The sequence below is a fragment of the Niveispirillum sp. GW835-FHT14G11 genome, from assembly GCF_058793615.1.
In genome coordinates this window covers 118,395-142,508 of record NZ_JBXAFZ010000008.1, presented here as the reverse complement: position 1 = coordinate 142,508, position 24,114 = coordinate 118,395, and the positions used below count along the sequence as shown (strand labels likewise).

The 24,114-nt window shown below is 65.6% G+C and carries 21 protein-coding genes; 20 read left to right on the top strand and 1 reads right to left on the bottom strand.

What is annotated here, in order from left to right:
* Positions 1 to 116: 116 nt before the first annotated feature.
* The 4 genes from dnaE to AC1Q7F_RS16095 all read left to right on the top strand — a co-directional run bounded on the left by dnaE (position 117) and on the right by AC1Q7F_RS16095 (position 7,518).
* Positions 117 to 3,608: a DNA polymerase III subunit alpha gene (gene dnaE, locus AC1Q7F_RS16110; RefSeq protein ID WP_492508616.1), complete on the top strand. Its 3,492-nt coding sequence runs from the start codon at positions 117 to 119 to the stop codon at positions 3,606 to 3,608.
* A gap of 3 nt (positions 3,609 to 3,611) precedes the next feature.
* Positions 3,612 to 5,069: a calcium-binding protein gene (locus AC1Q7F_RS16105; RefSeq protein WP_492508614.1), complete on the top strand. Its 1,458-nt coding sequence runs from the start codon at positions 3,612 to 3,614 to the stop codon at positions 5,067 to 5,069.
* A 143-nt stretch (positions 5,070 to 5,212) separates the two neighbouring features.
* Positions 5,213 to 6,784 carry a calcium-binding protein gene (locus AC1Q7F_RS16100; protein ID WP_492508612.1) on the top strand — a complete coding sequence of 524 codons (1,572 nt, stop codon included), beginning with the start codon at positions 5,213 to 5,215 and terminating at the stop codon, positions 6,782 to 6,784.
* Positions 6,785 to 6,894: 110 nt separating this feature from the next.
* Positions 6,895 to 7,518, top strand: a complete 624-nt coding sequence (locus AC1Q7F_RS16095; RefSeq protein ID WP_492508610.1) for a hypothetical protein — start codon at positions 6,895 to 6,897, stop codon at positions 7,516 to 7,518.
* 2 nt (positions 7,519 to 7,520) lie between these two features.
* Here the strand turns inward: AC1Q7F_RS16095 and AC1Q7F_RS16090 are convergent, their stop codons facing one another.
* Entirely contained in the window at positions 7,521 to 8,093 is a 573-nt protein-coding gene (locus AC1Q7F_RS16090) for a hypothetical protein (RefSeq protein WP_492508608.1), read from the bottom strand.
* A 172-nt stretch (positions 8,094 to 8,265) separates the two neighbouring features.
* Between AC1Q7F_RS16090 and AC1Q7F_RS16085 the strand changes: the two genes are divergently transcribed.
* The 16 genes from AC1Q7F_RS16085 to lpxB all read left to right on the top strand — a co-directional run bounded on the left by AC1Q7F_RS16085 (position 8,266) and on the right by lpxB (position 24,075).
* Positions 8,266 to 9,246 carry a tetratricopeptide repeat protein gene (locus AC1Q7F_RS16085; protein ID WP_492508606.1) on the top strand — a complete coding sequence of 327 codons (981 nt, stop codon included), beginning with the start codon at positions 8,266 to 8,268 and terminating at the stop codon, positions 9,244 to 9,246.
* A 244-nt stretch (positions 9,247 to 9,490) separates the two neighbouring features.
* A complete protein-coding gene (rpsB, locus tag AC1Q7F_RS16080) occupies positions 9,491 to 10,264 on the top strand; it encodes a 30S ribosomal protein S2 (protein WP_492508604.1) in 774 nt (257 codons plus the stop codon).
* 136 nt (positions 10,265 to 10,400) lie between these two features.
* Positions 10,401 to 11,324, top strand: coding sequence for a translation elongation factor Ts (tsf, locus tag AC1Q7F_RS16075; RefSeq protein ID WP_492508602.1), 924 nt, complete (start codon positions 10,401 to 10,403; stop codon positions 11,322 to 11,324).
* A 114-nt stretch (positions 11,325 to 11,438) separates the two neighbouring features.
* Positions 11,439 to 12,161: a UMP kinase gene (gene pyrH / locus AC1Q7F_RS16070; protein WP_492508600.1), complete on the top strand. Its 723-nt coding sequence runs from the start codon at positions 11,439 to 11,441 to the stop codon at positions 12,159 to 12,161.
* Position 12,162: 1 nt separating this feature from the next.
* On the top strand, positions 12,163 to 12,723 hold the full coding sequence (gene frr / locus AC1Q7F_RS16065) for a ribosome recycling factor (protein WP_492508598.1): 561 nt from the start codon (positions 12,163 to 12,165) through the stop codon (positions 12,721 to 12,723).
* Between the two features lie 41 nt (positions 12,724 to 12,764).
* On the top strand, positions 12,765 to 13,505 hold the full coding sequence (locus AC1Q7F_RS16060) for an isoprenyl transferase (RefSeq protein ID WP_492508596.1): 741 nt from the start codon (positions 12,765 to 12,767) through the stop codon (positions 13,503 to 13,505).
* Between the two features lie 4 nt (positions 13,506 to 13,509).
* On the top strand, positions 13,510 to 14,271 hold the full coding sequence (locus AC1Q7F_RS16055) for a phosphatidate cytidylyltransferase (RefSeq protein ID WP_492508593.1): 762 nt from the start codon (positions 13,510 to 13,512) through the stop codon (positions 14,269 to 14,271).
* The gene (locus AC1Q7F_RS16050) at positions 14,253 to 15,449 is read left to right on the top strand and encodes a 1-deoxy-D-xylulose-5-phosphate reductoisomerase (protein WP_492508591.1); all 1,197 of its coding nucleotides are present in this window, start codon (positions 14,253 to 14,255) and stop codon (positions 15,447 to 15,449) included. The genes AC1Q7F_RS16055 and AC1Q7F_RS16050 overlap by 19 nt, the downstream gene beginning before the upstream one ends.
* 25 nt (positions 15,450 to 15,474) lie before the next feature.
* The gene (gene rseP, locus AC1Q7F_RS16045; RefSeq protein ID WP_492508589.1) at positions 15,475 to 16,626 is read left to right on the top strand and encodes an RIP metalloprotease RseP; all 1,152 of its coding nucleotides are present in this window, start codon (positions 15,475 to 15,477) and stop codon (positions 16,624 to 16,626) included.
* 17 nt (positions 16,627 to 16,643) lie between these two features.
* Entirely contained in the window at positions 16,644 to 18,971 is a 2,328-nt protein-coding gene (gene bamA / locus AC1Q7F_RS16040; RefSeq protein WP_492508587.1) for an outer membrane protein assembly factor BamA, read from the top strand.
* 14 nt (positions 18,972 to 18,985) lie between these two features.
* Complete coding sequence (locus tag AC1Q7F_RS16035) at positions 18,986 to 19,588, top strand: OmpH/Skp family outer membrane protein (RefSeq protein ID WP_492508585.1); 603 nt, start codon at positions 18,986 to 18,988, stop codon at positions 19,586 to 19,588.
* Positions 19,589 to 19,621: 33 nt separating this feature from the next.
* A complete protein-coding gene (gene lpxD / locus AC1Q7F_RS16030; protein ID WP_492508583.1) occupies positions 19,622 to 20,671 on the top strand; it encodes a UDP-3-O-(3-hydroxymyristoyl)glucosamine N-acyltransferase in 1,050 nt (349 codons plus the stop codon).
* Positions 20,649 to 21,122, top strand: a complete 474-nt coding sequence (gene fabZ, locus AC1Q7F_RS16025; RefSeq protein ID WP_492508581.1) for a 3-hydroxyacyl-ACP dehydratase FabZ — start codon at positions 20,649 to 20,651, stop codon at positions 21,120 to 21,122. The genes lpxD and fabZ overlap by 23 nt, the downstream gene beginning before the upstream one ends.
* Before the next feature lie 175 nt (positions 21,123 to 21,297).
* The gene (lpxA, locus tag AC1Q7F_RS16020; protein ID WP_492508579.1) at positions 21,298 to 22,086 is read left to right on the top strand and encodes an acyl-ACP--UDP-N-acetylglucosamine O-acyltransferase; all 789 of its coding nucleotides are present in this window, start codon (positions 21,298 to 21,300) and stop codon (positions 22,084 to 22,086) included.
* A 7-nt stretch (positions 22,087 to 22,093) separates the two neighbouring features.
* Entirely contained in the window at positions 22,094 to 22,912 is an 819-nt protein-coding gene (locus AC1Q7F_RS16015; RefSeq protein ID WP_492508577.1) for an LpxI family protein, read from the top strand.
* Positions 22,909 to 24,075, top strand: a complete 1,167-nt coding sequence (gene lpxB, locus AC1Q7F_RS16010) for a lipid-A-disaccharide synthase (RefSeq protein ID WP_492508575.1) — start codon at positions 22,909 to 22,911, stop codon at positions 24,073 to 24,075. The genes AC1Q7F_RS16015 and lpxB overlap by 4 nt, the downstream gene beginning before the upstream one ends.
* Positions 24,076 to 24,114 lie beyond the last annotated feature (39 nt).

Sequence of the window (24,114 nt, the reverse complement as noted above, 5' to 3'; positions counted from 1 at the left end):
TCCCATGCAGGACGATGGCTGTCGATTACGTGGCAGGTAATAGGCAGCCGACAGAGTCGCAATCCGTCTCCCATCCGCGCTAAGGTCGGTTGTCCTGTCCCGCCGCCGGAAATTCCATGCCCGCCGATCCCGGTTTCATCCATCTGCGTGTCCATTCCGCCTATTCCCTGGCCGAAGGGGCGATCAAGACCAAGGAACTGGTGAAGCTGTGCAAGAAGCACGGCTATCCGGCCGTGGCGGTGACCGATACGGGCAATCTGTTCGGCGCCCTGGAATTCGCCATGGCGGCGTCGGACGACGGTATCCAGCCCATCATCGGCTGCCAGATGTGGATCACCCCCTTCGGACCGCAGAAGAAGGTGGTGGGCCGCGTGCTGGGGCCGGGTGCCGACCAGTTGGTGCTGCTGGTGCAGAGCGAGCGGGGCTATCAGAATCTCATGCGTCTGGTCTCCGTCGCGTTCATGGAGACGGAGACGGGCCTGCTGCCGCAGGTGTCGCTGGACCGGATGGAAGGCCTGACCGAGGGGCTGATCTGTCTGACCGGTGGGGTGGGCGGCGGGTTGAACCGGCTGCTGCTGGACGGGCAGAAGCCGCATGCGCTGGACCTGCTGGACCGGTTGAAGGCCCTGTTCCCCGGCCGGCTCTATATCGAGCTGATGCGCCATGTCGAGGGACCCCTGGCCCAGGCGGAGGCGAAGGTGGAGCCCGACCTGATCGACCTGGCCTATGCCCACGACATCCCCCTGGTCGCCACCAACGACGCCTACTACGCCGACGCCTCAATGTACGAGGCGCATGACGTGCTGTTGTGCATCGCCGATGGCGCCTATGTGATGCAGGAGGAGCGCCGACGCGTCTCCCCCCACCATTATTTCAAGTCGCCGGCCGAGATGCGCGAACTGTTCGCCGACCTGCCGGAGGCGGTGGACAATAGCGTCACCATCGCCCGGCGCTGTGCCTACATGCCGCGCAAGGTCAACCCGATCCTGCCGCCGTTCGCCAGCGCCAATGGCCGGGAAGAGCCGGATGAGCTGCGGGCGCAGGCCCATGACGGACTGACCTACCGCCTGAACAAATATGTCTATACCAGCGGCATGGCGGCAGACGAGAAGGAGACGATCGAGAAGGAATACCGGGCGCGCCTGGATTTCGAGCTGGATACCATCATCAAGATGAAGTTTCCGGGATATTTCCTGATCGTGTCGGACTTCATCAAATGGGCCAAGGACCAGGGCATTCCGGTGGGTCCGGGCCGTGGCTCGGGTGCCGGCAGCCTGGTCGCCTGGTCGCTGCTGATCACCGACCTGGACCCCATCCGCTATGGTCTGCTGTTCGAACGGTTCCTCAATCCCGAACGCGTGTCGATGCCCGATTTCGATATCGATTTCTGCCAGGATCGCCGTGAAGAGGTGATCAAATATGTTCAGCAGAAATATGGCATCGACAAGGTCGGCCAGATCATCACCTTCGGTAAATTGCAGGCACGCGCCGTGGTGCGCGATGTGGGGCGCACGCTGCAGATGCCCTATGGCCAGGTGGACCGCATCTGCAAGCTGATCCCCAACAACCCCGCCAATCCCGTCACCCTGCAGCAGGCCCTGGACGGGGAGCCGCAATTGCAGGAGATGCGGCGCGGGGACGAGACGGTGGACAGGCTGCTGACCATCGCACTGCGCCTGGAGGGCCTGTACCGCCACGCGTCGACCCATGCGGCGGGCGTGGTGATCGGTGATCGGCCGCTGGACCAGCTGGTGCCGATGTATCGCGATCCACGGTCCGACATGCCGGTCACCCAGTTCAACATGAAATATGTGGAGCTGGCCGGCCTGGTGAAGTTCGATTTCCTGGGGCTGAAGACCCTGACCGTCCTGAAGACCGCCGTGGACCATGTCCGCGATCTGGGGCCGGAGCTGGATCTGCTGGACCTGGATATGGAGGACAAGAAGTCCTACGACATCCTGGGCCGGGCGGAGAGCGCCGGTATCTTCCAGCTGGAAAGCTCGGGCATGCGCGACGTGCTGCGCCGCATGAAGCCGAACCGGATCGAGGACATTATCGCGCTGGTGTCGCTGTACCGCCCCGGCCCGATGGACAATATCCCCAAATACATCAAGGTGAAGTTCGGGCAGGAGGCGCCCGATTACATGCATCCCGCCCTTCAGCCCATCCTGGAGGAAACCTTCGGCATCATGGTCTATCAGGAACAGGTGATGCAGATCGCCCAGGTCCTGGCCGGCTACAGCCTGGGCGGCGCCGATCTGCTGCGCCGCGCCATGGGCAAGAAGATCAAAGAGGAGATGGAGAAGGAACGGGCCAAGTTCATCGACGGCTCGGCCGCGACCCTGGCCGTGCCGGCGGAACAGTCCGGCCTGATCTTCGATCAGGTGAACAAGTTCGCCGGCTATGGCTTCAACAAGTCGCACGCCGCCGCCTATGCCCTGGTCGCCTATCAGACAGCCTTCATGAAGGCCAATTATCCGGTCGAGTTCATGGCCGCCACCATGACCTATGACATGGGCAATACCGACAAGCTGAACCAGCTCCGCCAGGAACTGGTGCGGCTGGGCATCCGGCTGCTGCCGCCCGACGTGAACGCGTCGGCGCCCCGCTTCCGGGTGGAGACGATGGCCGATGGAAGCCGTGCCGTGCGCTATGCGCTGGCGGCGGTAAAGGGCGTGGGTCCGCAGGCCATGGAACTGGTGGTGCGGGAACGCCAGACCAATGGCCCCTTCAAGGATATTTTCGATTTCGCACGCCGCGTGGACAGTTCGGCGCTGAACAAGCGCATGCTGGAAAAACTGGTCTGCGCCGGCGCCTTCGACAGCCTGAACCGCAACCGCCAGCAGCTTTTCGCAGGCCTGGAGACCGTGGTCCGCTACGCCCAGGCAGAAGCGCAGCAGCGCGACAGCGGCATGGCCAGTCTGTTCGGCGCGTCGGAAGCCATGAAGGCGCCGGACCTGCCCAAGGTGCCGGACTGGGAACCGCTGGAAAAGCTGCGGCACGAGTTCGACGCGATCGGCTTCTACCTGTCGGCCCACCCGCTGGACAGTTTCGCCCCCGCCATGGCGCGCATGAAGGTGGTGAAGTTCGCCGACCTGCCCCGCCAGATGCGCGACGCCAAGTCCACCCGCTTCAAGCTGGCCGGCATTATCGTTGCCAAGCAGGAACGAACCGCCAAGAGCGGCAATCGTTTCGCCTTCGTAACGCTAACCGATGCGTCGGGCGTTTTTGAAGTGACCCTGTTCGCCGAGACGCTGGCCCAGAGCCGGGAGATGCTGGAGGCGGGCAAGGCCGTGCTGCTGTCCGTCGATGCGCAGAAGAATGGCGAGGAACTGCGCCTGACCTGCCACGGCGTGCTGTCGCTGGAGGACGAGGTGTCCAAGAGTGCCGCGGGCCTGCGCATCCTGCTGGATGACGTGCATGCCGTTGCTGTCATCAAGACCACGCTGGGGCGGTTGCCGGCCGGGCGGGGCAAGGTGACGCTGGCCGTGGAGCTGGACGCGCTGCGCGAGGTGGAGATCGCCATCCCCGGTGCCGTGTCGATCAATGCCGCCAGCCGGGGGGCGTTCAAATCCATCCCCGGCGTCATCGAAGTGCAGGAGCTGTGATCCATGGCCGATAGATCCCCCCAGGCCGCCCCCGGCCGCACCCTGACCGGGACCGCCAACGCCGAACGCCTGACGGGCACCGCCGATGACGACACGCTGAACGGTGGGGCGGGCAACGACACGCTGGATGGCGGGGCCGGATACGACATCGTCGTCTTCGACCACCTCACGCTGGCAAATGCGCTGCTGACCATCACCATCAATGCCGACAGTATCGTGGTGACGGGGCAGGAAACGGATACGCTGATCGGCATCGAGCAGGTGCACCTGACCGGCGCGCGCTTCAATGACGCCATCATGGGCAGTGACCGGCCGGAACGGCTGGACGGGCTGACCGGCATCGACACGGTCAATGGCGGCGGCGGCAATGACACGATCATCGGTGGTGCCAATCTCGACAGGCTGACCGGTGGGACGGGCCAGGATCAGTTCTGGTTCTACGGGCCGGATGTCGGTGGGTACGACCTGATCACCGACTTCTCCACCGACGATGCCCTGGTCTTCCATCAGAGCCAGTCGGGCCAGTGGGTGTCGCTGCCCATCACAGCGGTGTCGACGGGCAATGGCGCTGGACTGCTGGCGGGACAGGCGCAGGTGCAGACCGTCACGGGCGGCGTGCGCGTGCTGATCGGGATGGATGCGACCCCCGGCTTCGACATGGGTGTCGACCTGTCCGGCAGCTTCGTGCTGGGCGATTTCGAGGCGGTGGGCGGACAGGTGCGCCTGGCGACCCCGCGCAACCTCACCGGCACGGCAGGCGACGACCTGCTGCTGGGCAGCCGCTTTTCCGACACGCTGTCGGGCGGGGCGGGGGATGACAGCCTGCTTGGCGGGGCGGGTGCCGATACGCTGACCGGCGGGTTGGGGGTCGATGCGGCCGGCCTGAAGGTGGCCTTCAGCGGGGTCACCATCACCCGTCAGGCCGATGGCAGCACGCTGGTGACCAGCAATGAGGCGGGGCAGCCGGTTGCGGACCGGCTGGTCGATGTCGAACTGCTGTACCTGACCGACCGTGTCGTGGTGCTGACCCCAGCCGCGACCCAGGCGCCGGGGGCGGACCTGCCGTTGGGCTTTAGCGAACAGGGCTATCTGGCTGCCAATCCCGACGTGGCGGCGGCGGTGGCCGCCGGTGGTTTCGCCAGCGGGTTGGGCCATTACCTGGCGTTCGGCAAGGGGGAGGCGCGATCCACCTCCGTGCTGTTCGACGTGGACTGGTATCTGGCACGCAATCCCGATGTGGCGGGGGCGGTGGCCCAGCGGGTGACCACGGCGCTGGACCATTACCTGAACCATGGCTGGCGGGAAGGGCGCGATCCGTCCGCTGCCTTCGACACCTCCGCCTATCTGGACCGCAATCCGGATGTGGCCGGTGCCGGCCTGAACCCGCTGGTTCATTATATCGGCTGGGGCTTGGCCGAAGGACGTGTCATCACCGCCGCCGATGGGGCCTGGCTGGGCTGAGGCCGGGTTTCCATGCGAAGACGCGGCGACTTCCAGCCGTTTGGCGCGAATGGGCTTGCCTTCACCATGCGTGTTTCCTAGGGTGCGCGGGCAGGGGTGCATCACCCGGGGCGGGGGGCCGTTCCGGGAACGGGTGGGCACATATGATCCTCTCTGCGGCGGCTGCGGCCGGCTCCGTCATCAATGGCGGCAACACCAACGACACTCTGAACGGTACGACGGGCAACGACACGCTGGATGGCGGTGGCGGCAGCGATATCATCAATGGCGATGCCGGCGATGACAGCCTGCTGGGTGGTGCCGGCATCGACGAACTGCATGGCAGTGCGGGTGCCGACATCCTGCTGGGCGGTGCGGATGATGATGTGCTGGAGGGTGGTGCCGGCGACGATACGCTGGATGGCGGCGATGGCGACGACATCCTCTATCATCGCATCACGGCCACCAATATTCCGGCTGCTGCCGTGGTCATCGGTGAAGGCACCCTGACCAGCGATCAGGGCACCGACATCCTGCGCAATATCGAACGCGCCTGGGTGGAGGGTTCGGCCCTGGCCGACCATGTCACCGGTTCCGCGCGCCAGGAGGTGATGTATGGCGGCGACGGTGCCGATACGCTGAATGGCGGCGGCGGCAACGATACGCTGCTGGGCGGCAAGGGCGCTGACATCCTGGCCGGCGGGGCCGGGTACGATCATTTCGAGTTCCATGCGCCGGAATTCGACAGTGTGGACAGGGTCACCGATTTCGCCGCAGGCGACATGCTGACCTTCGCCACCTATGTCGGCCAGAATCTGCAGATCAAGGCGGTCTCCGCCATTACCCAGGGCAATGGTGCCAGCCTGACGGACGGGCAGGTGCATGTGCAGGCCATTGATGGCGGCGTGCGCGTCATGATCGGGCTGGACAGCAAAGCCGGCTATGACGCGGCCGTGGACCTGACGGGCAGTTTCGACCTGTCGCGCTTCGTGGCCGTGCCGGGTGGCATCGGCTATCGCACCACCGACCTGGCCCAGGGTACGGCCGGTGACGATCTGCTGGTCGGCAGCGCCTATGGCGACACGATCCGCGGCGCAGCCGGTGCCGACCGGCTGGTCGGTGGTGGCGGGCCCGACCTGCTGGATGGCGGGGCCGGCGTGGATGCGGTCGGCCTGAACCTGACCATCGATCAGCTGTATCTGGCCCGCATGGCCAACGGCTCGGTGGCGATGGGCGTCAAGGCCTGGGGCAACCCCATCGCCAGCGAACTGGCCAATGTGGAGTTTCTGTACCTGTCCGACCGTGTGCTGCTGCTCACCGGGATGGAGGAATGGATGTCCGCCAACCTGCCCCTCGGTTATAGCGAGCAAGGTTATCTGGCGGTCAATCCCGACGTGGCGGCGGCCGTGGCCGCGGGCATCTTCCGCAACGGCTATCAGCATTACACGCTGCACGGCAAGGCGGAGGGGCGCAGCCCCACGGCGCTGTTCGATGCCAACTGGTATCTGGAACAGAACCCGGACGTGAAGGCCGCCGGGGTGCGCGCCCTGGACCATTTCATGAATAATGGCTGGCGGGAAGGGCGCGATCCTTCGGCTTCCTTCGATGTCAGCGCGTATCTGGAACGGCATCCCGACATCGCGGCGGCCGGCATGAACCCACTGGTTCATCTGATCGGCTGGGGTCTGGCGGAAGGCCGCATCTTCACGGCTGCGGACAGCAGCTGGATCGGGTAGAAGCGGGGCTCATTTTCCGGTTCCCCTCAGGTGCCGGGCGCGGCGGGCCAGCGGTCGCTGGCCTCCGACAGTCATGGACAATGACCGTCGGTAGGACTGGAGCTTCGGTGATGAACAAGCGTTTGTGGGACCTGGAACAGCCGCGCGGGCGCCTTCTGCCGGCCTTGGCGGCGGGGCTGGTGCCGGTGCTGGTGGCGCTGCTGGCCACCGGCCTGCTGCTGGTCCGGCCCGCCCTGCGCGGGCTGGACCATGCCCAGACGGTATCGGCAGCGGCGGTGGAACTGCGTTCCACCAGCCGGGCGTTGCAGCGTGATGCGCTGCTGATGATCTTCGACGAGCCGACGCGGGAGAAGACGGGCCAGCGCCTGGATGCCCGCATCCCGGAATTCCGCGCCCAGGCCGACCGGTTGGGCACCGCCCTGGATCCCGTCGATCCGGACCGGGCCGGGCGCATCCGCGAGACCCACAGGACCCTGGCCGACGGATTCCAGGCCGTGACCCGGTCGGTGCGCGCGGGCGCGGGGGTGGATGCCAACTGGAAGGTCCAGCAGGAAAGCGTGCTGGCGGCTGAGGTGCCGGCGGCGCGGACCAACGACTCCATCATCGCGCAATATCAGACCTTTATGGATGCCTCGCTGGACGAGGTGAGGATGGCCTTCTGGCTCTCCTTCCTGATCGCCCTGGTATCGTTGGGCTTCGGTGTGGCGTCGGCGGCGGTTGTCCTGCGCCGATAGCCTCAGCCCGGCTGATGCCCGCTTAACAGTTCGACGGCGTTGGCCAGAACCTTGCCGTCACCCTGGGCGAACAGGGTGGTGGCGCGGCCATGGATGGCCGCACCCGGTGTGACACGCAGCAGGCGTGACAGCGCCTCATTGGCGACCAGGCGCAAAAAGCCGGCGGGCCGGCTCTTGAAAGCCACGCCGCAGGCCGACAGGATGGCGCCGAACGGAATGCGCCGCTGGCGCACCGCGAACAGGGCGCCAGGCGGCAGCGCGTCCAGCCGGATCTCGATCAGGCCCAGTTCCGCCGGTATGCCGCTGTCGGCCCCCGACAACAGCACATGCCGGCGCAGCAGGGTGGTGCCCACCTCTTCCGTGTGCAGCACGGACAGGCGCATCTGTTCCCCCCAGAACGCCTCCAGCGTCGCCGTCATGCCATGGTCATGGGCCAGCAGTCGGCGCGGCACGTCTGGCAGCCCGTCCGCCTCCAGCCATAGCGGCACCGGCGCCTCGCGGCCAGGGGATTGCTGGCGCAGGAAGCCCGTCAACAGGTCGGGAGAGGCATCGGTCGGGCGGACTGGGGCGGTCATTATCATGGCTGCATGGCCTGGAAAGGGGGGGACCATAGCCACGGGCGAGGCGCTTGCCAAGGCATGGCGGACCTGCACCACCAATGATCGCTGAAATGGAACCATAACGCCATCAATCCGCCACAACGACCGGCCAAATCGTTAATCCCGCTTAACCTTTTCGGACGAAGCCATGCGTCTTATGCCCTCTGCCGCGCTCCTGGCGCTGCTGGTTCTGGCTGGTGCCGCCAGTGCCCAGGCAATCTCCTCCGACTATGCAGCCCTGGTCGAGCCTGATGACCGGCAGGAGGTGGCGGCCAAGCCATTGAAGGATCGGCTGGCGGCGGATCCTGGTGACAAGGCCGCGGCGCGCGACCTGTTGCTGGTCTATCAGCGCTTCGGCGATTTCGAGGCCGGGCTGCCGCTGGGGGCGAAGCTGGCGGCCGAGGCGCCGGACGATCGCGCGGTGCTGGAGGCGCGGATGGTGCTGGCCACGCGGCGCATCGATGATGCCTCCCTGTTCTCCAAGAAATCGGCAGCGGCGGACCTGCTGTCGCTGTGCGAGGGAGAGCGGGCGCGGGACCCGCGCAGCATCCCGGCCATCAACTGCGTGGCGCAGTTCCATCTGGTCGCCCCGTCCATCGCCGGTGGCGACAAGGTCAAGGCGGAGGAGGCGATTGTCCAGATGCAGCAACTGGACGAAGGCCAGTATCTGCTGCTGCGGGCGAATCAGGCGTTGATGGACGAGGACGAGGTCAATGGCAAGGCCAGGCTGGCACAAGCCGTGGCCAGACTGACCGATGCGTCCGATCTGGCCGGCGCCGGCGTGCGCCTGGGCCGGCTGGGCGACAATGACGCGGCGTTTGCGGCCCTGGACAAGGCAGCGGCGCTGGACCCGGCCGACAGTTTCACCCTTTATCAGCGCGGCCGCGCCACGGCCGTTACCGGTCAGCGGCTGGAGACGGGGCGTGATTCGCTGCTACGCTTCCTGTCGGGCCCGGCCTGGATCGGCGGCACCAACTACCGTGCCGCCGCCCATTGGCGGCTGGGACAAATCTATCAGGCGATGGGCGACAAGGTGACCGCGGAGATGGCGTTCCGCCGTGCCCTGGTGCTGGAGCCCAAGCATAAGGAAGCACAAGCGGCGCTGAAGGCCCTGAAAACCGCCGGATAATAGCGGGCCATGCGGCGCAGGCGGGTCCGGCGGGCGCAAATCGCCGCCGGGCGGGGTTGCATTGGCGCGCCGGCTGCGCTATCTCACGCCCCGTCGTTAATCCCACACGTGGGCTTGCGGTGAGTTGGCTTTTACCCGGGCGCTGGTTGTCCGGCGGAGCCATCGCATCGATCCGGTGTTCGGCTGGCATGGTGCCAGAGGGACGTCGCCCACGGAGGAAGAACCGGAAAAGGAAGTTTTCCCTATGGCTATGCCGATCTTTACCATGCGTCAGCTCCTGGAAGCTGGCGTCCATTTCGGTCACCACACCCGTCGCTGGAACCCGAAGATGTCCACGTACATCTTTGGCGCCCGCAATGGCGTGCATATCATCGATCTGGAACAGACCGTTCCGCTGCTGGGCCGCGCCATGCAGGCCGTGCGTGACGTCGTCGCCGGTGGCGGCCGCGTCCTGTTCGTCGGCACCAAGCGCGCCGCGCAGGAGCAGGTGGCCGAAAGCGCCAAGCGCTGCGGCCAGTACTATGTCAACCACCGCTGGCTGGGCGGCATGCTGACCAACTGGAAGACCATCTCCCAGTCGATCCGCCGCCTGAAGGAAATGGATGAGGCTCTGGCCCATGGTGAAGGCTCTGGCCGCACCAAGAAGGAGCTGCTGAACATGACGCGCGACCGCGACAAGCTGGAGCGCGCGCTGGGCGGTATCCGTGACATGGGCGGCCTGCCCGATCTGCTGGTGATCATCGACACCAACAAGGAAAGCCTGGCCATCCAGGAAGCCAACAAGCTGGGCATCCCGGTTGTTGCCATCCTGGACAGCAACAGCTCGCCCGACGGCATCACCTTCCCGGTGCCGGGTAATGACGACGCCCTGCGCGCCATCGAGACCTATTGCGAGCTGCTGAGCGGCGCCGTGCTGGACGGTCTGCAGGCCGAGATGTCGGCCGCCGGCATCGATGTCGGCAGCCAGGAAGTGGCCCCGACCGAAGTGCTGCCCGAAGAAGCGGCCGCCGAGGCCTAAGTTTAAGGTGCAACGGCCGGGCCGCATCCGATCCGGGTGCTGTCCGGCCGTTGTGCTGTCCGGGCTTGGCGCGAAAGCGCCATGACCCTGTGCTAGAAGATATCCCGTCACACTCCGACGATTTAGAGAGGCGAAAATGGCCGAGATCACCGCTGCCCTCGTGAAGGACCTGCGCGAGAAGTCCGGCGCCGGCATGATGGACTGCAAGAAGGCGCTGACCGAAGCCGGTGGCGACCTGGAAGCCGCCATCGACTGGCTGCGCAAGAAGGGCCTTGCTGCCGCTGCCAAGAAGGCCGGCCGCGTTGCCGCCGAGGGCCTGGTCGGCGTTGCCGCCAACGGCCTGTCCGGCGCCGCTGTCGAGCTGAATGCCGAGACCGACTTCGTGGCCCGCAACGACGCCTTCCAGGCCGTCGTCGCCACCGTCACCAAGCTGGCGCTGGATACCGATGGCACCCTGGAGTCGGTGAAGGCCGCGGCCTATCCGGGCACCGGCCGCACCGTCGCCGACGAGCTGCCGAATCTGGTCGCCACCATCGGCGAGAACATGAACCTGCGCCGCGTGGCCAAGCTGTCGGTCACCGACGGCATCGTGGCCTCCTATGTGCACGGCGCCCTGGTCCCCGGCCTGGGCAAGATCGGCGTACTGGTCGCCCTGGAATCGACCGGCGACAAGGCCGTGCTGGCCGAGCTGGGCAAGCAGATCGCCATGCATGTGGCGGCCGCCCGTCCGGACGCCCTGGACATCGCCGATGTGAGCACCGCCAACCTGGAGCGCGAGCGCGCCGTCCTGGTCGAGCAGGCCCGGGCTTCCGGCAAGCCGGAGAACATCATCGAGAAGATGGTCGAAGGCCGCGTCCGCAAGTATTATGAGGAAGTGGTCCTGCTGGAGCAGCTGTACGTCATCGACGGTGAAACCAAGATCCGCAAGGTCGTGGAAAACGCCGCCAAGACCGCTGGTGCCCCGGTTGCCCTGACCGGCTTCGTCCGCTTCCAGCTGGGCGAAGGCATCGAGAAGGAACAGTCCGACTTCGCCGCCGAAGTGGCCGCCATGGCCGGCTGAGGCGGTCTGGGGCCGGACCCGTTGCCGGCCCTGGAACGTTATTCAATCGGGGCCGGTTCGCCGGCCCCGATATGATTGTTGAAGACCGGATTTCCAACCCGAAAGGACAAACCCGTGCCCGAAGCCCGATACAAGCGCGTTCTTCTGAAGCTTTCAGGTGAAGCCCTTATGGGGGACAGGGAGTACGGGATCGATCCCAACGTCGTCAGCCGCATGGCGCGTGAGATCAAATCCGTCATCGACATGGGGATTGAGGTCTGTGCCGTCATCGGTGGCGGCAACATCTTCCGCGGCATTTCCGGTGCGGCTTCCGGCATGGAGCGCGCCACCGCCGACTATATGGGCATGCTGGCCACCGTGATGAACGCCCTGGCGGTTCAGAATGCCCTGGAGAAGGCCGGCGTGGAAACCCGCGTGCAGTCGGCCATCCCCATGGACAGCGTCTGCGAGCCCTATATCCGCCGCAAGGCCGAACGCCACATGGAAAAGGGCCGGGTGGTGATCTTCGCCGCCGGCACGGGCAACCCCTTCTTCACCACCGACACGGCCGCCGCCCTTCGCGCCTCTGAAATGGCCTGCGATGCGATGCTGAAGGCCACCAAGGTGGACGGCGTCTACAGCGCCGATCCCAAGAAGGTGAAGGACGCCATCCGCTATGACCGCCTGACCTATCTGGATGTGCTGTCGCGCGATCTCCAGGTCATGGATGCGTCGGCGATTTCACTTGCCCGCGAGAACAAGATTCCCATCCTGGTCTTCTCCATCCAGAAGGATGGCGGCTTCGCCGAAGTGATGGCCGGGCAGGGTAAATTCACCATCATAACCGAAGAGGCATAAGGTGGCCGCTCCCGATCTGATCAAGGATATCGAGCGTCGCATGGATGGCGCGCTTGAGCAGCTCCGCAAGGAATTCGCCGGCCTGCGCACAGGCCGTGCATCCGCCAACCTGCTGGAACCGGTGACCGTCGAGGCCTATGGCACGACCGTTCCCCTGAACCAGGTCGCCAACGTCTCGGTGCCGGAGCCGCGCCTGATCTCCGTCCAGGTGTTCGACCGCTCCACCGTGAAGGCGGTGGAGAAGGCGATCCGTGACAGCGGTCTGGGCCTGAACCCGCAGACCGAGGGTGCCACCATCCGCGTGCCGATCCCGGAGCTGAATTCCGAGCGCCGCAAGGAGCTGAGCAAGGTCGCCGCCAAATATGCCGAGCAGACCCGCGTCGCCGTGCGCAATGTGCGCCGTGACGGCATGGACAGCCTGAAGAAGTCCCAGAAGGACGGCGATATCTCGGAAGATGAGCAGAAGACCTGGGCGGACAAGGTCCAGGCCGTGACCGACGCCCATATCAAGAAAATCGACGAGTCGCTGGCGACCAAGGAAAAGGAAATCCTGCAGGTCTGATCCTTTCCGGTCGCTTCGTTCTTCCAAGGCACCTCTCATCCATGCCCGGCCCCGACACATCCGCCTATCCGCCGCCGCCCGCGCACATCGCCATCATCATGGATGGCAATGGACGCTGGGCGACGGCGCGCGGTTTGCCGCGTACGGCGGGGCACAAGAGGGGCGTGGATGCGGTCCGGCAGGTGATCGAGGGCGCGCGCGAGATGGGCGTGCGCTACCTCACCCTCTATAGCTTCTCCACCGAGAACTGGAGCCGGCCGGAGGATGAGGTTTCAACCCTCATGCAACTGCTGGGCTTCTATCTGCGTGGTGAGATCGCCCGGTTGCATAAAAATGGCATCCGGTTCCGTGTCATCGGCGACCGCTCGCGTCTGTCGAACGACATCCAGGCATTGATCGCCAATGCCGAAGGGCTGACCGCCGACAATACCGACATGACCTTGGTCCTGGCCCTGTCCTATGGCGGGCGGCAGGAACTGGTGGACGCGGCCCGCGCCCTGGCGCTGGCGGTGGAGAAGGGCGAGATGGCGCCCGGTGACATTACGCCGGAAAGTTTCGCCCGGCACCTGACCACGGGCAGCGACATTCCCGACCCCGACCTGATGATCCGCACCAGCGGGGAGAAGCGCATCAGCAATTTCCTGCTGTGGCAGCTGGCCTATGCGGAACTGGTGTTCGTCGATACGCTCTGGCCTGACTTTACCAAGCGCGACCTGGGGGATGCCATCCGGGAATATCACCGGCGCGACCGGCGCTTCGGCGCTACGGCCGGAAGCCGCTGATATCGTGACCCACAACCCGACGCAGCCCCCCAAACGCACCTCCGACCTGAAAATCCGGGCCCTGTCGGCCATCGTGCTGGCCCCACCCGTGCTGGCTGCCGTCTGGTGGGGTGGGCTGCCGTTCCAGCTGCTGGTGTTGGCGTTGGCGGGTCTTTCGGCGTGGGAGATGGCGCGGCTGACAGCGCCCAGCGGCCGGCCGGGCATGCTGTTCTTCGCGCTGCTGCCGGCCTATATCATTCCGCCATTCGCTGCCATGTACTGGCTGCGTCTGGAAAGCGGCCCCTATGGGCTAGCGCTGTTCCTGTTTCTGGTGCTGGCCATCTGGGCCACCGATATCGGCGCCTATGCCGCCGGCCGCACCATCGGCGGGCCGAAGCTGGCGCCGCGCATCAGCCCGAAGAAGACCTGGGCCGGGCTGATCGGCGGCATGGCATCGGCGGCGCTGCTGGGTGGTCTGTTCGGCGCGGCGCAGAGCGGGGACTGGCTGCCGGGCTGGCTGGTGCCGCCGGCGGCGACCGACGTGCCGCACCATGTCAACATTGCTGCCATCGCCGCCTATGCGGCCATCGGCGCGGTACTGGCCGCGGCGGGGCAAGCGGGCGATCTGTTCGAGAGCTATATGAAGCGCCGGGTGGATGTGAAGGACAGTTCCACCCTGATCCCCGGCCATGGTGGTATTCTGGATCGCATCGACGGGCTGCTGTTCGCGGCCCCGCTTTATGCGCTGTTCGAATTGACGGCCGGGCAATGGGTGCGATTTTGGTGAAGGCTGAGACGAGCCGCCGTGTGACCGTGTTGGGCTGCACCGGATCGGTGGGCACCAACACGGTCGAGCTGCTGGCAGCGTATCCGGATCGGTTTCAAACCGAAGCGCTGGTCGCGGGGCGTAATGTGGCCAAGCTGGCCGAACAGGCCCGCCTGCTGCGTCCTGCGCTGGCCGTGGTGGCGGACGATGCCTGTTACGCCGATCTGAAGAACGCACTGGGCGGGACGGGGATCGAGCTGGCGGCCGGTGCCGCCGCCGTGGTGGAGGCCGCAAGCCGGCCAGCCGCCGACTGGGTGATGGCCGCCATCGTGGGGGCGGCCGGCCTGGCCCCGACCTTGGCTGCGGTGCGGCGTGGTGCCACGGTGGCGCTGGCCAACAAGGAGGTGCTGGTCTGCGCCGGTGAACTGGTGATGGCGGAGGTGCGCCGTTCCGGTGCTACCCTGTTGCCGGTGGACAGCGAGCACAGCGCCATCTTCCAAGTCTTCGACGAGGCCCGACGGGAGGGCATCTCCCGCCTGATCCTGACCGCCTCGGGCGGGCCGTTCCGCACCTGGACGCGCGAGGCGATGCAGGGTGTGACGCCGGCCCAGGCCTGCGCCCATCCCAACTGGTCCATGGGCGCCAAGATCAGCGTCGACAGCGCCAGCATGATGAACAAGGGCCTGGAACTGATCGAGGCCCACCATCTGTTCACCATGCCGGAAGACCGCATCGACGTGCTGGTCCACCCACAGTCGGTGATCCATTCCCTGGTGGAATATGTCGATGGCTCGGTGCTGGCGCAGCTGGGTACGCCCGACATGCGCACGCCCATCGCCGTGGCTTTGGCCTGGCCCGGCCGGGTGGCCACGCCCGGTGACCGGCTGGATCTGGTGAAGGCCGCCAGCCTGACCTTCGAGTCGCCCGATCCGGTGCGTTTTCCGGCCCTGGGGCTGGCGCGGCGCGCCTTGCAAAGCGGGGGAGCGGCCCCTACAATCCTGAATGCGGCGAACGAGGTGGCGGTGGCTGCCTTCCTGGCTGGAAATCTGGGATTCCTGGATATTCCGCGCGTCGTGGAAAAGTGCCTCTCTACCCTGGCGCACGGCCCCCTGGCCATGCTGGAAGAAGTGGAAGCGGCCGACGCTGAAGCGCGTTGCCACGCCTTTGCCGAAATTGCCGTCTTATCTCGCGCGAATTGAGCCTGGGCCCCTGGAGGCGCTGTTTATGGAAGTCTTCGGCTTCATCTGGAATTACGGGGTGATGTTCCTCGTCGTGCTGACCGTCCTGGTCTTCGTGCACGAGATGGGACATTTCCTGGTCGCCCGGCGCAACGGCGTGCGGGTGGAGGTGTTCTCCATCGGCTTCGGGCCGGAGATTGTCGGCCGTACCGACCGCCATGGCACGCGCTGGAAGTTCAGCCTGATCCCGCTGGGCGGCTATGTGAAGATGTTCGGCGATGCCGGCGCCGCCAGCACGCCGGGCGCCGGCCTGTCGACGATGAGTGCGGCTGAGCGCGCGGTGTCCTTCCACCACAAGAAGGTGGGGCAACGCATGGCGATCGTGGCGGCGGGCCCGGCGGCGAACTTCCTGTTCGCCATCCTGGCGCTGGCCTTCATGTTCATGGTCTATGGCCAGCCCTATACCCCACCGGTGATCCGCGAGGTGCTGCCCGAGGGTGCGGCGGCGGAAGCCGGGATGAAGGCCGGTGACCGCATCCTGTCCATGGATGGGCGCGAGACGCCGCGGTTCGAGGATGTGCTGGGCGTCATCGTGATGAATCCCGGCCGCACCGTCTCCATGCTGGTGGAACGCGTGGAGGTGGAGGGGGCGGCCCCGAAGCAGCTGGAACTGACCGTCACCCCGCGCGCGGAGAAGATGGAGGACCGGTTCGGCAATATCCACACGATAGGCCGGCTGGGGGTGATGCGTGTCAATGACGAGTACCGTCGCCAGACGCCCCTGACCGCCTTGTGGGAAGCCACCAAGCAGACGGTGCAGATGACGGAAGGCACACTTGATGGCGTCTGGCAGATGGTGCTGGGCATGCGCAGCACTGCCGAGCTGGGTGGACCCCTGCGCATTGCCCAGATGTCGGGTCAGGTTGCCCAGATGGGCTTCGTGACCATGATCTGGTTCGTGGCCGTGCTGTCCATCAATCTGGGCCTGATCAACCTGTTTCCCATTCCGATGCTGGACGGGGGACATCTGCTGTATTACGCAGTGGAGGCCGTTCGCGGACGGCCTCTTGGCGAGAGGGCCCAGGAATATGGTTTCCGGGTCGGTCTGGCTTTGGTATTGACCTTGATGGTTTTCGCCACGTGGAATGATTTGGTTCAGCTGCGTGTCGTGGACTTTTTCAAGGGTGTCCTGTCTTAGCCTTTTTGGGGGAACAGTTGGTCTCGGTTTCCAGGTTCGCGCTGTGCCTGCTGCTGGGCGGCACCGCAACATCCGTCATCGCGCTGTCGACCGGCGCCATGGCCCAGGAGGCGTTTGATGGTGGCATCATTCGCGAAATCCGTGTCGAAGGCTCGCAGCGCATCGAGGGCGCGACCGTGCGGTCGTACCTTACCGTGCAGCCGGGCGACGCCTTCGATCCGGAAAAGATCGACCAGTCGCTGAAGTCGCTGTTCGCGACCGGCCTGTTCGCCGACGTGTCGATCCGGCGCGAAGGCGGGGTGATGCTGGTGCAGGTGGTGGAAAACCCCATCATCAACCGCATCGCGTTCGAGGGGAACAAACGCATCAAGACCGAGGATATCAATCCCGAGGTCCAGCTGCGCCCGCGCACTGTCTATACCCGCACCCGCGTGCAGAACGACGTGGAGCGCATCCAGGAACTCTATCGCCGCAAGGGCCGCTTCGCCGCGCGCATCGAGCCGAAGATCGTTCAGCTGGAACAGAACCGCGTCGACCTGATCTTCGAGATCGAGGAAGGTCAGATGACGGGCGTGCAGGCCATCAACATCGTGAACAACAATGTGTTCGACGATGATGAGCTGCGCGAGATCATGATTACCAAGGAGTCGCGCTGGTGGCGGTTCCTGTCGTCCAACGACAATTATGATCCCGAGCGTCTGCGCTATGACCAGGAACAGGTCCGTCGGCACTATCTGCGCAATGGCTATGCCGATTTCAAGGTGCTGACCTCGGTCGCCGAGCTGACACCCGACCGCGAGGAATTCTTCATCACCATGACGGTGGATGAGGGCAAGCGCTACAAATTCGGTAAGATCGAGATCCAGTCGGAAATTCCCGACATCGATATCAACCCGCTCTATGAAGCCATCAATGCCTATTCGGGCGAGTGGTACAATGGCGACAAGATCGAGGAGAGCATCACCGAGCTGACGAACCGCCTGGGCGATCTGTCCTATGGTTTTGTCGAGATCGATCCGCTGCTGGACCGCAACCAGGAAGACCAGACCATCAATCTGGTGTTCGAGCTGAAGGAAAGCCCGCGCGTCTTCGTCGAGCGTGTCGATATCATCGGCAACTACAACACGCTGGACAAGGTCATCCGCCGCGAGATGCTGCTGGTCGAAGGCGACCCGTTCAGCATCTCGAAGGTCAAGCGCTCCGAACAGCGCATCAAGGATCTGGGCTATTTCCTGGACAGCGGTGTGGAGGTGAAGACCGCGGAGGGCAGCACCCGCGACCAGTCGGTGATCACCATCGAGGTGGAAGAGCAGCCCACCGGTGAAATCCAGCTGGGGGCCGGCTACTCCTCCACCGACGGTGCGCTGCTGGACTTCTCCATCCGCCAGCGCAACCTGCTGGGCAAGGGCCAGGACCTGCGCCTGTCGACCCTGCTGTCGAGCCGCAGTTTCGAGGTTGATCTGGGCTTTACCGAGCCCTACTTCCTGGACCGTGATCTGGCGGCCGGCATTGATCTGTTCCGCGTGGTGCGCGACAACCGTGACACCATCTCTTACGATCTGGAATCGACCGGTATCGTGCTGCGTGCCGGGTACCCCCTGTCGGAGAAGCTGCGCCAGCGTATCAGCTACTCGTTGGTCCAGAACAAGATCGACAATATCTATTTCGGCTCCTCTCTGTTCCTGCAGGACCAGCTGGGCACCACCATCACCTCGTCGGTGGAAAGCCAGCTGCTGTATGACGAGCGTGACAGCAAGATAGAACCGACCAGCGGGTTCTACGGCCTGTGGTCGGTGGAATTCGCCGGTGTCGGCGGTGATACCCGCTACCTGCGCAACCGCGTCACGGCGGGCCAGTATTGGGAGCCGTTCGAGGAAGTGGTGCTGGGCCTGACGACGGAAGCCGGTTACATCTGGGGCATGGGCAAGGACCTGCGCATCAACGACCGGTTCTTCATCGGCGGCGACACGCTGCGCGGTTTCGAGATCGGCGGTATCGGCCCTCGCAACGTGCCCGATCCCAACAATCCGGAGAACAGCGACGCGCTGGGTGGCACCATCTTCAGCCGCGCCAGCCTGGAGCTGACCACCAAGCTGGGCCTGCCGGACGAGCTGGGTGTGAAGGCGCATGCCTTCTACGATGCCGGCACGCTGACAGGCGCGAAGGAGACGCCGGGTGTGGGCGACGTGTTCCGCGACAGCCACAAGATCCGCATGGCGGCCGGCGTGGGCGTGTCGTGGAAGTCGCCCTTCGGCCCGATCCGCCTCGATCTGGCCTATCCGATCGCCAAGGAGCCGTATGATCAGACCGAGACGCTGAAATTCAGCTTCGGCACCCGGTTCTGATGGGGGACGGGGCGTTGGCGCACCGCTTCATCGCCCTTCTTCTCACCGGCTTGGCCCTTGTGGCCGGGCCGGTGGCGTCTGGTGCCCAGGAAACCGTGGCCCAGCCCCAGCAGGGACAGCAGGCGGCGCGCCGCCTGCCTTATGCCCAGGTGGCCGTGGTGGACATCCCCACCATCCTGCAGCAGGCCACGTCCATGCGCACCATCCAGCAGCAGCTGGACGTGCAGAAGGAACAGCTGCAGCGCGACGTGGCGCAGCAGCAGGAAGGGCTGCGCGGCGCTGAACAGGAACTGGCCCGCCTGCGCCAGACCGTGTCGGTGGAAGAGTTTGACCGCAAGCGCACGGAGTTCGAAACCCAGGTGTCGGCCACCGGCCGCGCCTTGCAGGAACGCACCCGACGTCTGGACATTGCCTTCAACCAGGCCCGCAACAGCGTGATCAACACGCTGGATCAGGTGATCGCGGAAGTGGCCAAGGAGACCGGAGCCACCCTGGTGATCTCCCGCCAGTTCATCGTCTATCAGGCCGGCGGGGCGGGTGACATCACGGCGGAGGTGCTGGAGCGCCTGAACAATCGCCTGCCGCAGGTGCCGGTAACGGTGCCGCCGCCGACCTGACCCAAGCGTCATCTCCCGAAGGACACCTTGACCATGGCCGATCCCCGTTTCTTCGACCGTGCCGGTCCCTTCACCCTGGCCGCATTGGCTTCCCGCTGTGGCGCCACCCTGGGGCCGGGCGCGGACCCGGACCTGCAGCTGATCGACGTGGCGCCGCTGGATCAGGCGGGCGAAGGCCAGCTGTCCTTCCTGGATAACCGCAAATATGTCGAGGCGTTCCAGGCCAGCAAGGCGGCGGCCTGCGTCGTTCATCCGGCGCTGGCCGACAAGGCGCCGGCGGGCATGGCGCTGCTGATCTCGCCCAAGCCCTATCGCAGCTACGCGCTGTGTGCCCAGGCTTTCTATCCGGTGCCGGCTGCCACCGGTCTGATATCGCCCGCCGCCCATGTCGACCCTGCCGCCACGCTTGCGGAGGGTGTCGAGGTGGCGGCGGGCGCGGTGGTGGAGGCCGGTGCCTGGATCGGGGCGCGCACCCGCATCGCCGCCAACGCGGTGGTCGGGCGCAATGTCCGCATCGGGGCCGACAGTGTCATCGGCGCCTGCGCCTCGCTCTCCCATTGCCTGATCGGCGATCGGGTGACCCTATATCCGGGTGCGCGCATCGGTCAGGACGGTTTCGGCTTTGCCATGGACGTCACCGGCCATGTGCGGGTGCCGCAATTGGGGCGGGTGATCATCGAGGATGATGTGGAGGTGGGCGCCAATGTCACCATCGATCGCGGGGCAGGCCCGGATACTGTGATCGGCAAGGGCTGCATGATTGATAATCTGGTCCAGATCGGGCACAACGTCACGCTCGGGGCCGGCTGCGTCATCGTGGCCCAGTCCGGCATTTCGGGAAGCACGAAGTTCGACCATCATGCCGTGCTGGCGGCGCAGGCGGGGGTCGCAGGCCACCTGACCATCGGGGCGGGTGCCCGCATCGCCGCGCAGAGCGGCGTCATGCGGGACGTACCGCCGATGACGGAGGTGTTCGGCACGCCGGCACAGCCCAAGCGGCAATATTTCCGCCAGGTCGCGATGATGACGCGGATGGCGCAGGGGAAGAGTGGACGGGGCGATGAGCGAGACGGAAACGAATAAGGTCGTGGCGACGGAGCTGGATATCAACCGGATCATGCAACTGATCCCGCACCGGTATCCCATGCTGCTAGTCGACAAGGTGAAGGACATCGTCCCCGGTGAAAGCTGCACCGGTATCAAGAACGTGACGATGAACGAGCCGCAATTCACGGGGCACTTCCCGCAGAAGCCGGTATTTCCTGGCGTGATGATCGTGGAAGCCATGGCCCAGACCTCCGCCATCCTGGTCATGCAGACCCTGGGACAGGAGGCGGAAGGCCGTCTCGTGTATTTCATGGGGATCGAAGAGGCGAAGTTCCGCAAGCCCATCGGCCCCGGCGACCAGATCCATATCAAGGTCAAGAAGATCCAGAATCGCCGCAATGTCTGGAAGTTCAGTGGCGAGGCCTGGGTTGACGGCGCCCTGCATGCCGAGGCTACCTATACCGCGATGATCGTGATGAACGGTTGATTGGCTGATGTTCCCTCAGGCGCCGTGCTGGCGGTCGCCAGGCCGCACCGGATATCAAGATGGCCGATGGGACACGGACTGGTCGCAATTTCGTCAAACCGCTCTGGTAGAGGCGGGTGCAAGGGGCGGGTTCACCGCCCCTTCGCATCTCAGAAGAAGCAAGAGGTTCCCTCCCATGAGCGCGAACATCCATCCCAGTGCCGTTGTCGATCCCGGTGCCCGTATCGGCACGGGCGTGGAGATCGGGCCCTTCTGCGTGGTGGGCCCGAACGTGGTGCTGGGCGACTATGTGCGCCTGATCAGCCATGTGGCCGTCGATGGCCGCACCACCATCGGCGAGGGCACGGTGGTCTGGCCCTTCGCCTCGCTGGGCCACGCGCCGCAGGACCTGAAATATAAGGGCGAGCCATCAGAACTGATCATCGGCCGCAACAACCGCATCCGCGAGAATGTCACCATGAATACCGGCACCGAAGGTGGTGGCATGGTGACGCGCGTCGGTGATGGCGGCCTGTTCATGGTCGGCGTCCATATCGGTCATGATTGCATCGTTGGCGACAATGTCATTCTGGCCAACAATGCCACCCTGGGCGGGCATGTGGTGCTGGGCGACCATGCCGTGCTGGGCGGGCTGTCGGCCGTGCATCAATTCGTGCGCATCGGAGCCCATGCCATGATCGGCGGCATGTCGGGCGTGGAGGCGGATGTCATCCCCTATGGGCTGGTCAAGGGTGATCGCGCCTTCCTGGCCGGGTTGAACCTGGTGGGCATGCAGCGCCGCGGCTTTCCCAAGGAGGATATCCATGCGCTGCGGGGTGCCTTCCGCCAGCTGTTCGAGGGTGAGGGCCAGATGGCCGACCGGATCGCTGCTGTGACGGCGGAAGTTGGCGGGGTGCAGGCCGTGGCCGACGTCCTGTCCTTTCTGGCCGACCGGGGCAGCCGCGCCCTGACCCAGCCGCGCTGAACCGCTGATGGCGGCGCGGCTGGGCATCATCGCCGGCGGCGGCGACCTGCCGCGGCAGGTGGCGCAGGCCTGCCGGCGTGGCGGACGGCCCTTCTTCGTCATCGCCCTGGAGGGGCAGGGGGCCGAGGTCTGGCTAACACCGGACCTGCCCCATGCCGTGCATCGCATGGGCGCTGCCGGCGCCATGCTGGACCGGCTGCGGGCCGAGGGGGTAACGGAGATCATTCTGGCCGGCGGCGTGCGCCGCCCCTCGCTTTCCGACCTGCGGCCAGACTGGTATGCCGCCCGTTTCTTTGCGCGCCTGGGCCTGAAGGCCCTGGGCGATGACGGCCTGCTGCGCGCCGTGGCGGGTCTGCTGGAGGCGGAGGGATTCCGGGTGGTGGCGGTGCAGTCGCTGATCACCGATTTGGTGACGCCCGGCGGTGTGCTGACCGCGGTGGCTCCCGATGTGCAGGGTTTGGCCGACATCGCCCATGGCCTGTCTGTGGCCCGCGCCCTCGGGGTGGCGGATGTGGGCCAGGCCGTGGTGGTGCAGCAGGGGCTGGTGCTGGGGGTGGAGGCGATCGAGGGCACCGACGCGCTGATCGCCCGCTGCGCGTCTCTGAAGCGGGAAGGGCTCGGCCCCGTGCTGGTGAAATGCGCCAAGCCGGGGCAGGATCGGCGCCTGGACTTGCCCACCATCGGTCCCGACACCGTGGCCGCCTGCGTGGCCGGCTTCTATGCCGGCATCGCGGTGGAGGCGGGGGGGACATTGTTCGTGGGGCGTGAGGTGGCGGTGGCAGCGGCGGATGCGGCCGGGCTGTGGATCAAGGGGGTCGTGCCATGAAAGCCCCCCTGATCTTCCTGATCGCGGGTGAGCCGTCGGGCGACGTGCTGGGTGCCCGGCTGATGGCGGCACTGAAGCAGGCGACGGCCGGGCAGGTGCGGTTCGCCGGCGTGGGCGGGGAGCGGATGATCGCCGAGGGTTTGGACAGCCTGTTCCCCATGGAGGAACTGACCCTGTTCGGACTGGCCGAATTGCTGCCCAAGCTGCCGAACCTGATCCGCCGCATCGGGCAGACGGCTGACAGCATCCTGTCGTGCAAGCCCGACGCGGTGGTCACCATCGACGCGCCGGATTTCTGCTTCCGGGTGCTGAAGAAGGTCCGGCGGGCGGATGCTTCGATCAAGCTGATCCATTACGTGGCGCCCACCGTCTGGGCCTGGCGTCCCGGCCGGGCGAAGAAGATCGCTTCCTTCCTGGACCATCTGCTGGTCCTGCTGCCGTTCGAGCCACCCTATTTCGAGGCGGTGGGCCTGCCCGCTACCTTCGTGGGCCATTCGATCGTGGAGGCGGGGGTGGAGAAGGGCGACGGCCCGGCTTTCCGCGCCCGGCATGGCATTGCCGCCGACACGCCCCTGCTCTGTGTGTTGCCCGGCAGCCGGCGCAGCGAGATCAAGGTGCTGCTGCCCGATTTCGCGGCGACGCTGGTGATCCTGAAGCAACGCCATCCGGACCTGCGGGCGGTGGTGCCGACGCTGGGAAAGGTGGCGCACGCCGTGACAGCGGCCGCCGCATCCTGGCCGGTGCCGTCCCTGGTCGTGCAGGGCGACGCTGACAAGTATGACGCTATGGCCGCCAGCGATGTGGGCCTGGCCGCCAGCGGCACCGTGGCCCTGGAACTGGCGCTGGCCCGGTTGCCCGCGGTCATCGCCTATCGCATCCATCCGCTGACCTACCGGCTCTACCGCCGTTTGATCCGGGTGAAGTACGCCAATCTGGTCAACATTATGCTGGACCGCATGCTGGTGCCGGAGCGGCTGCAGGATGAGTGCACGCCCGACAAGCTGGCCGATGCCGTTTCGGTGCTGCTGACCGATCCCGACGTCCGCCGGGAACAGGTTGAGGGCGTGGCACAGGTGGCGCAATGGTTGGGGCAGGGCGGGGAGAGAACCCCCAGCCAAAGGGCGGCGGATGCCGTATTGGGCGTGGTGAAGGGCGGTCGCTGACGTGTCATGATGGGTGCCGATTGAACCAATGGTCATGAC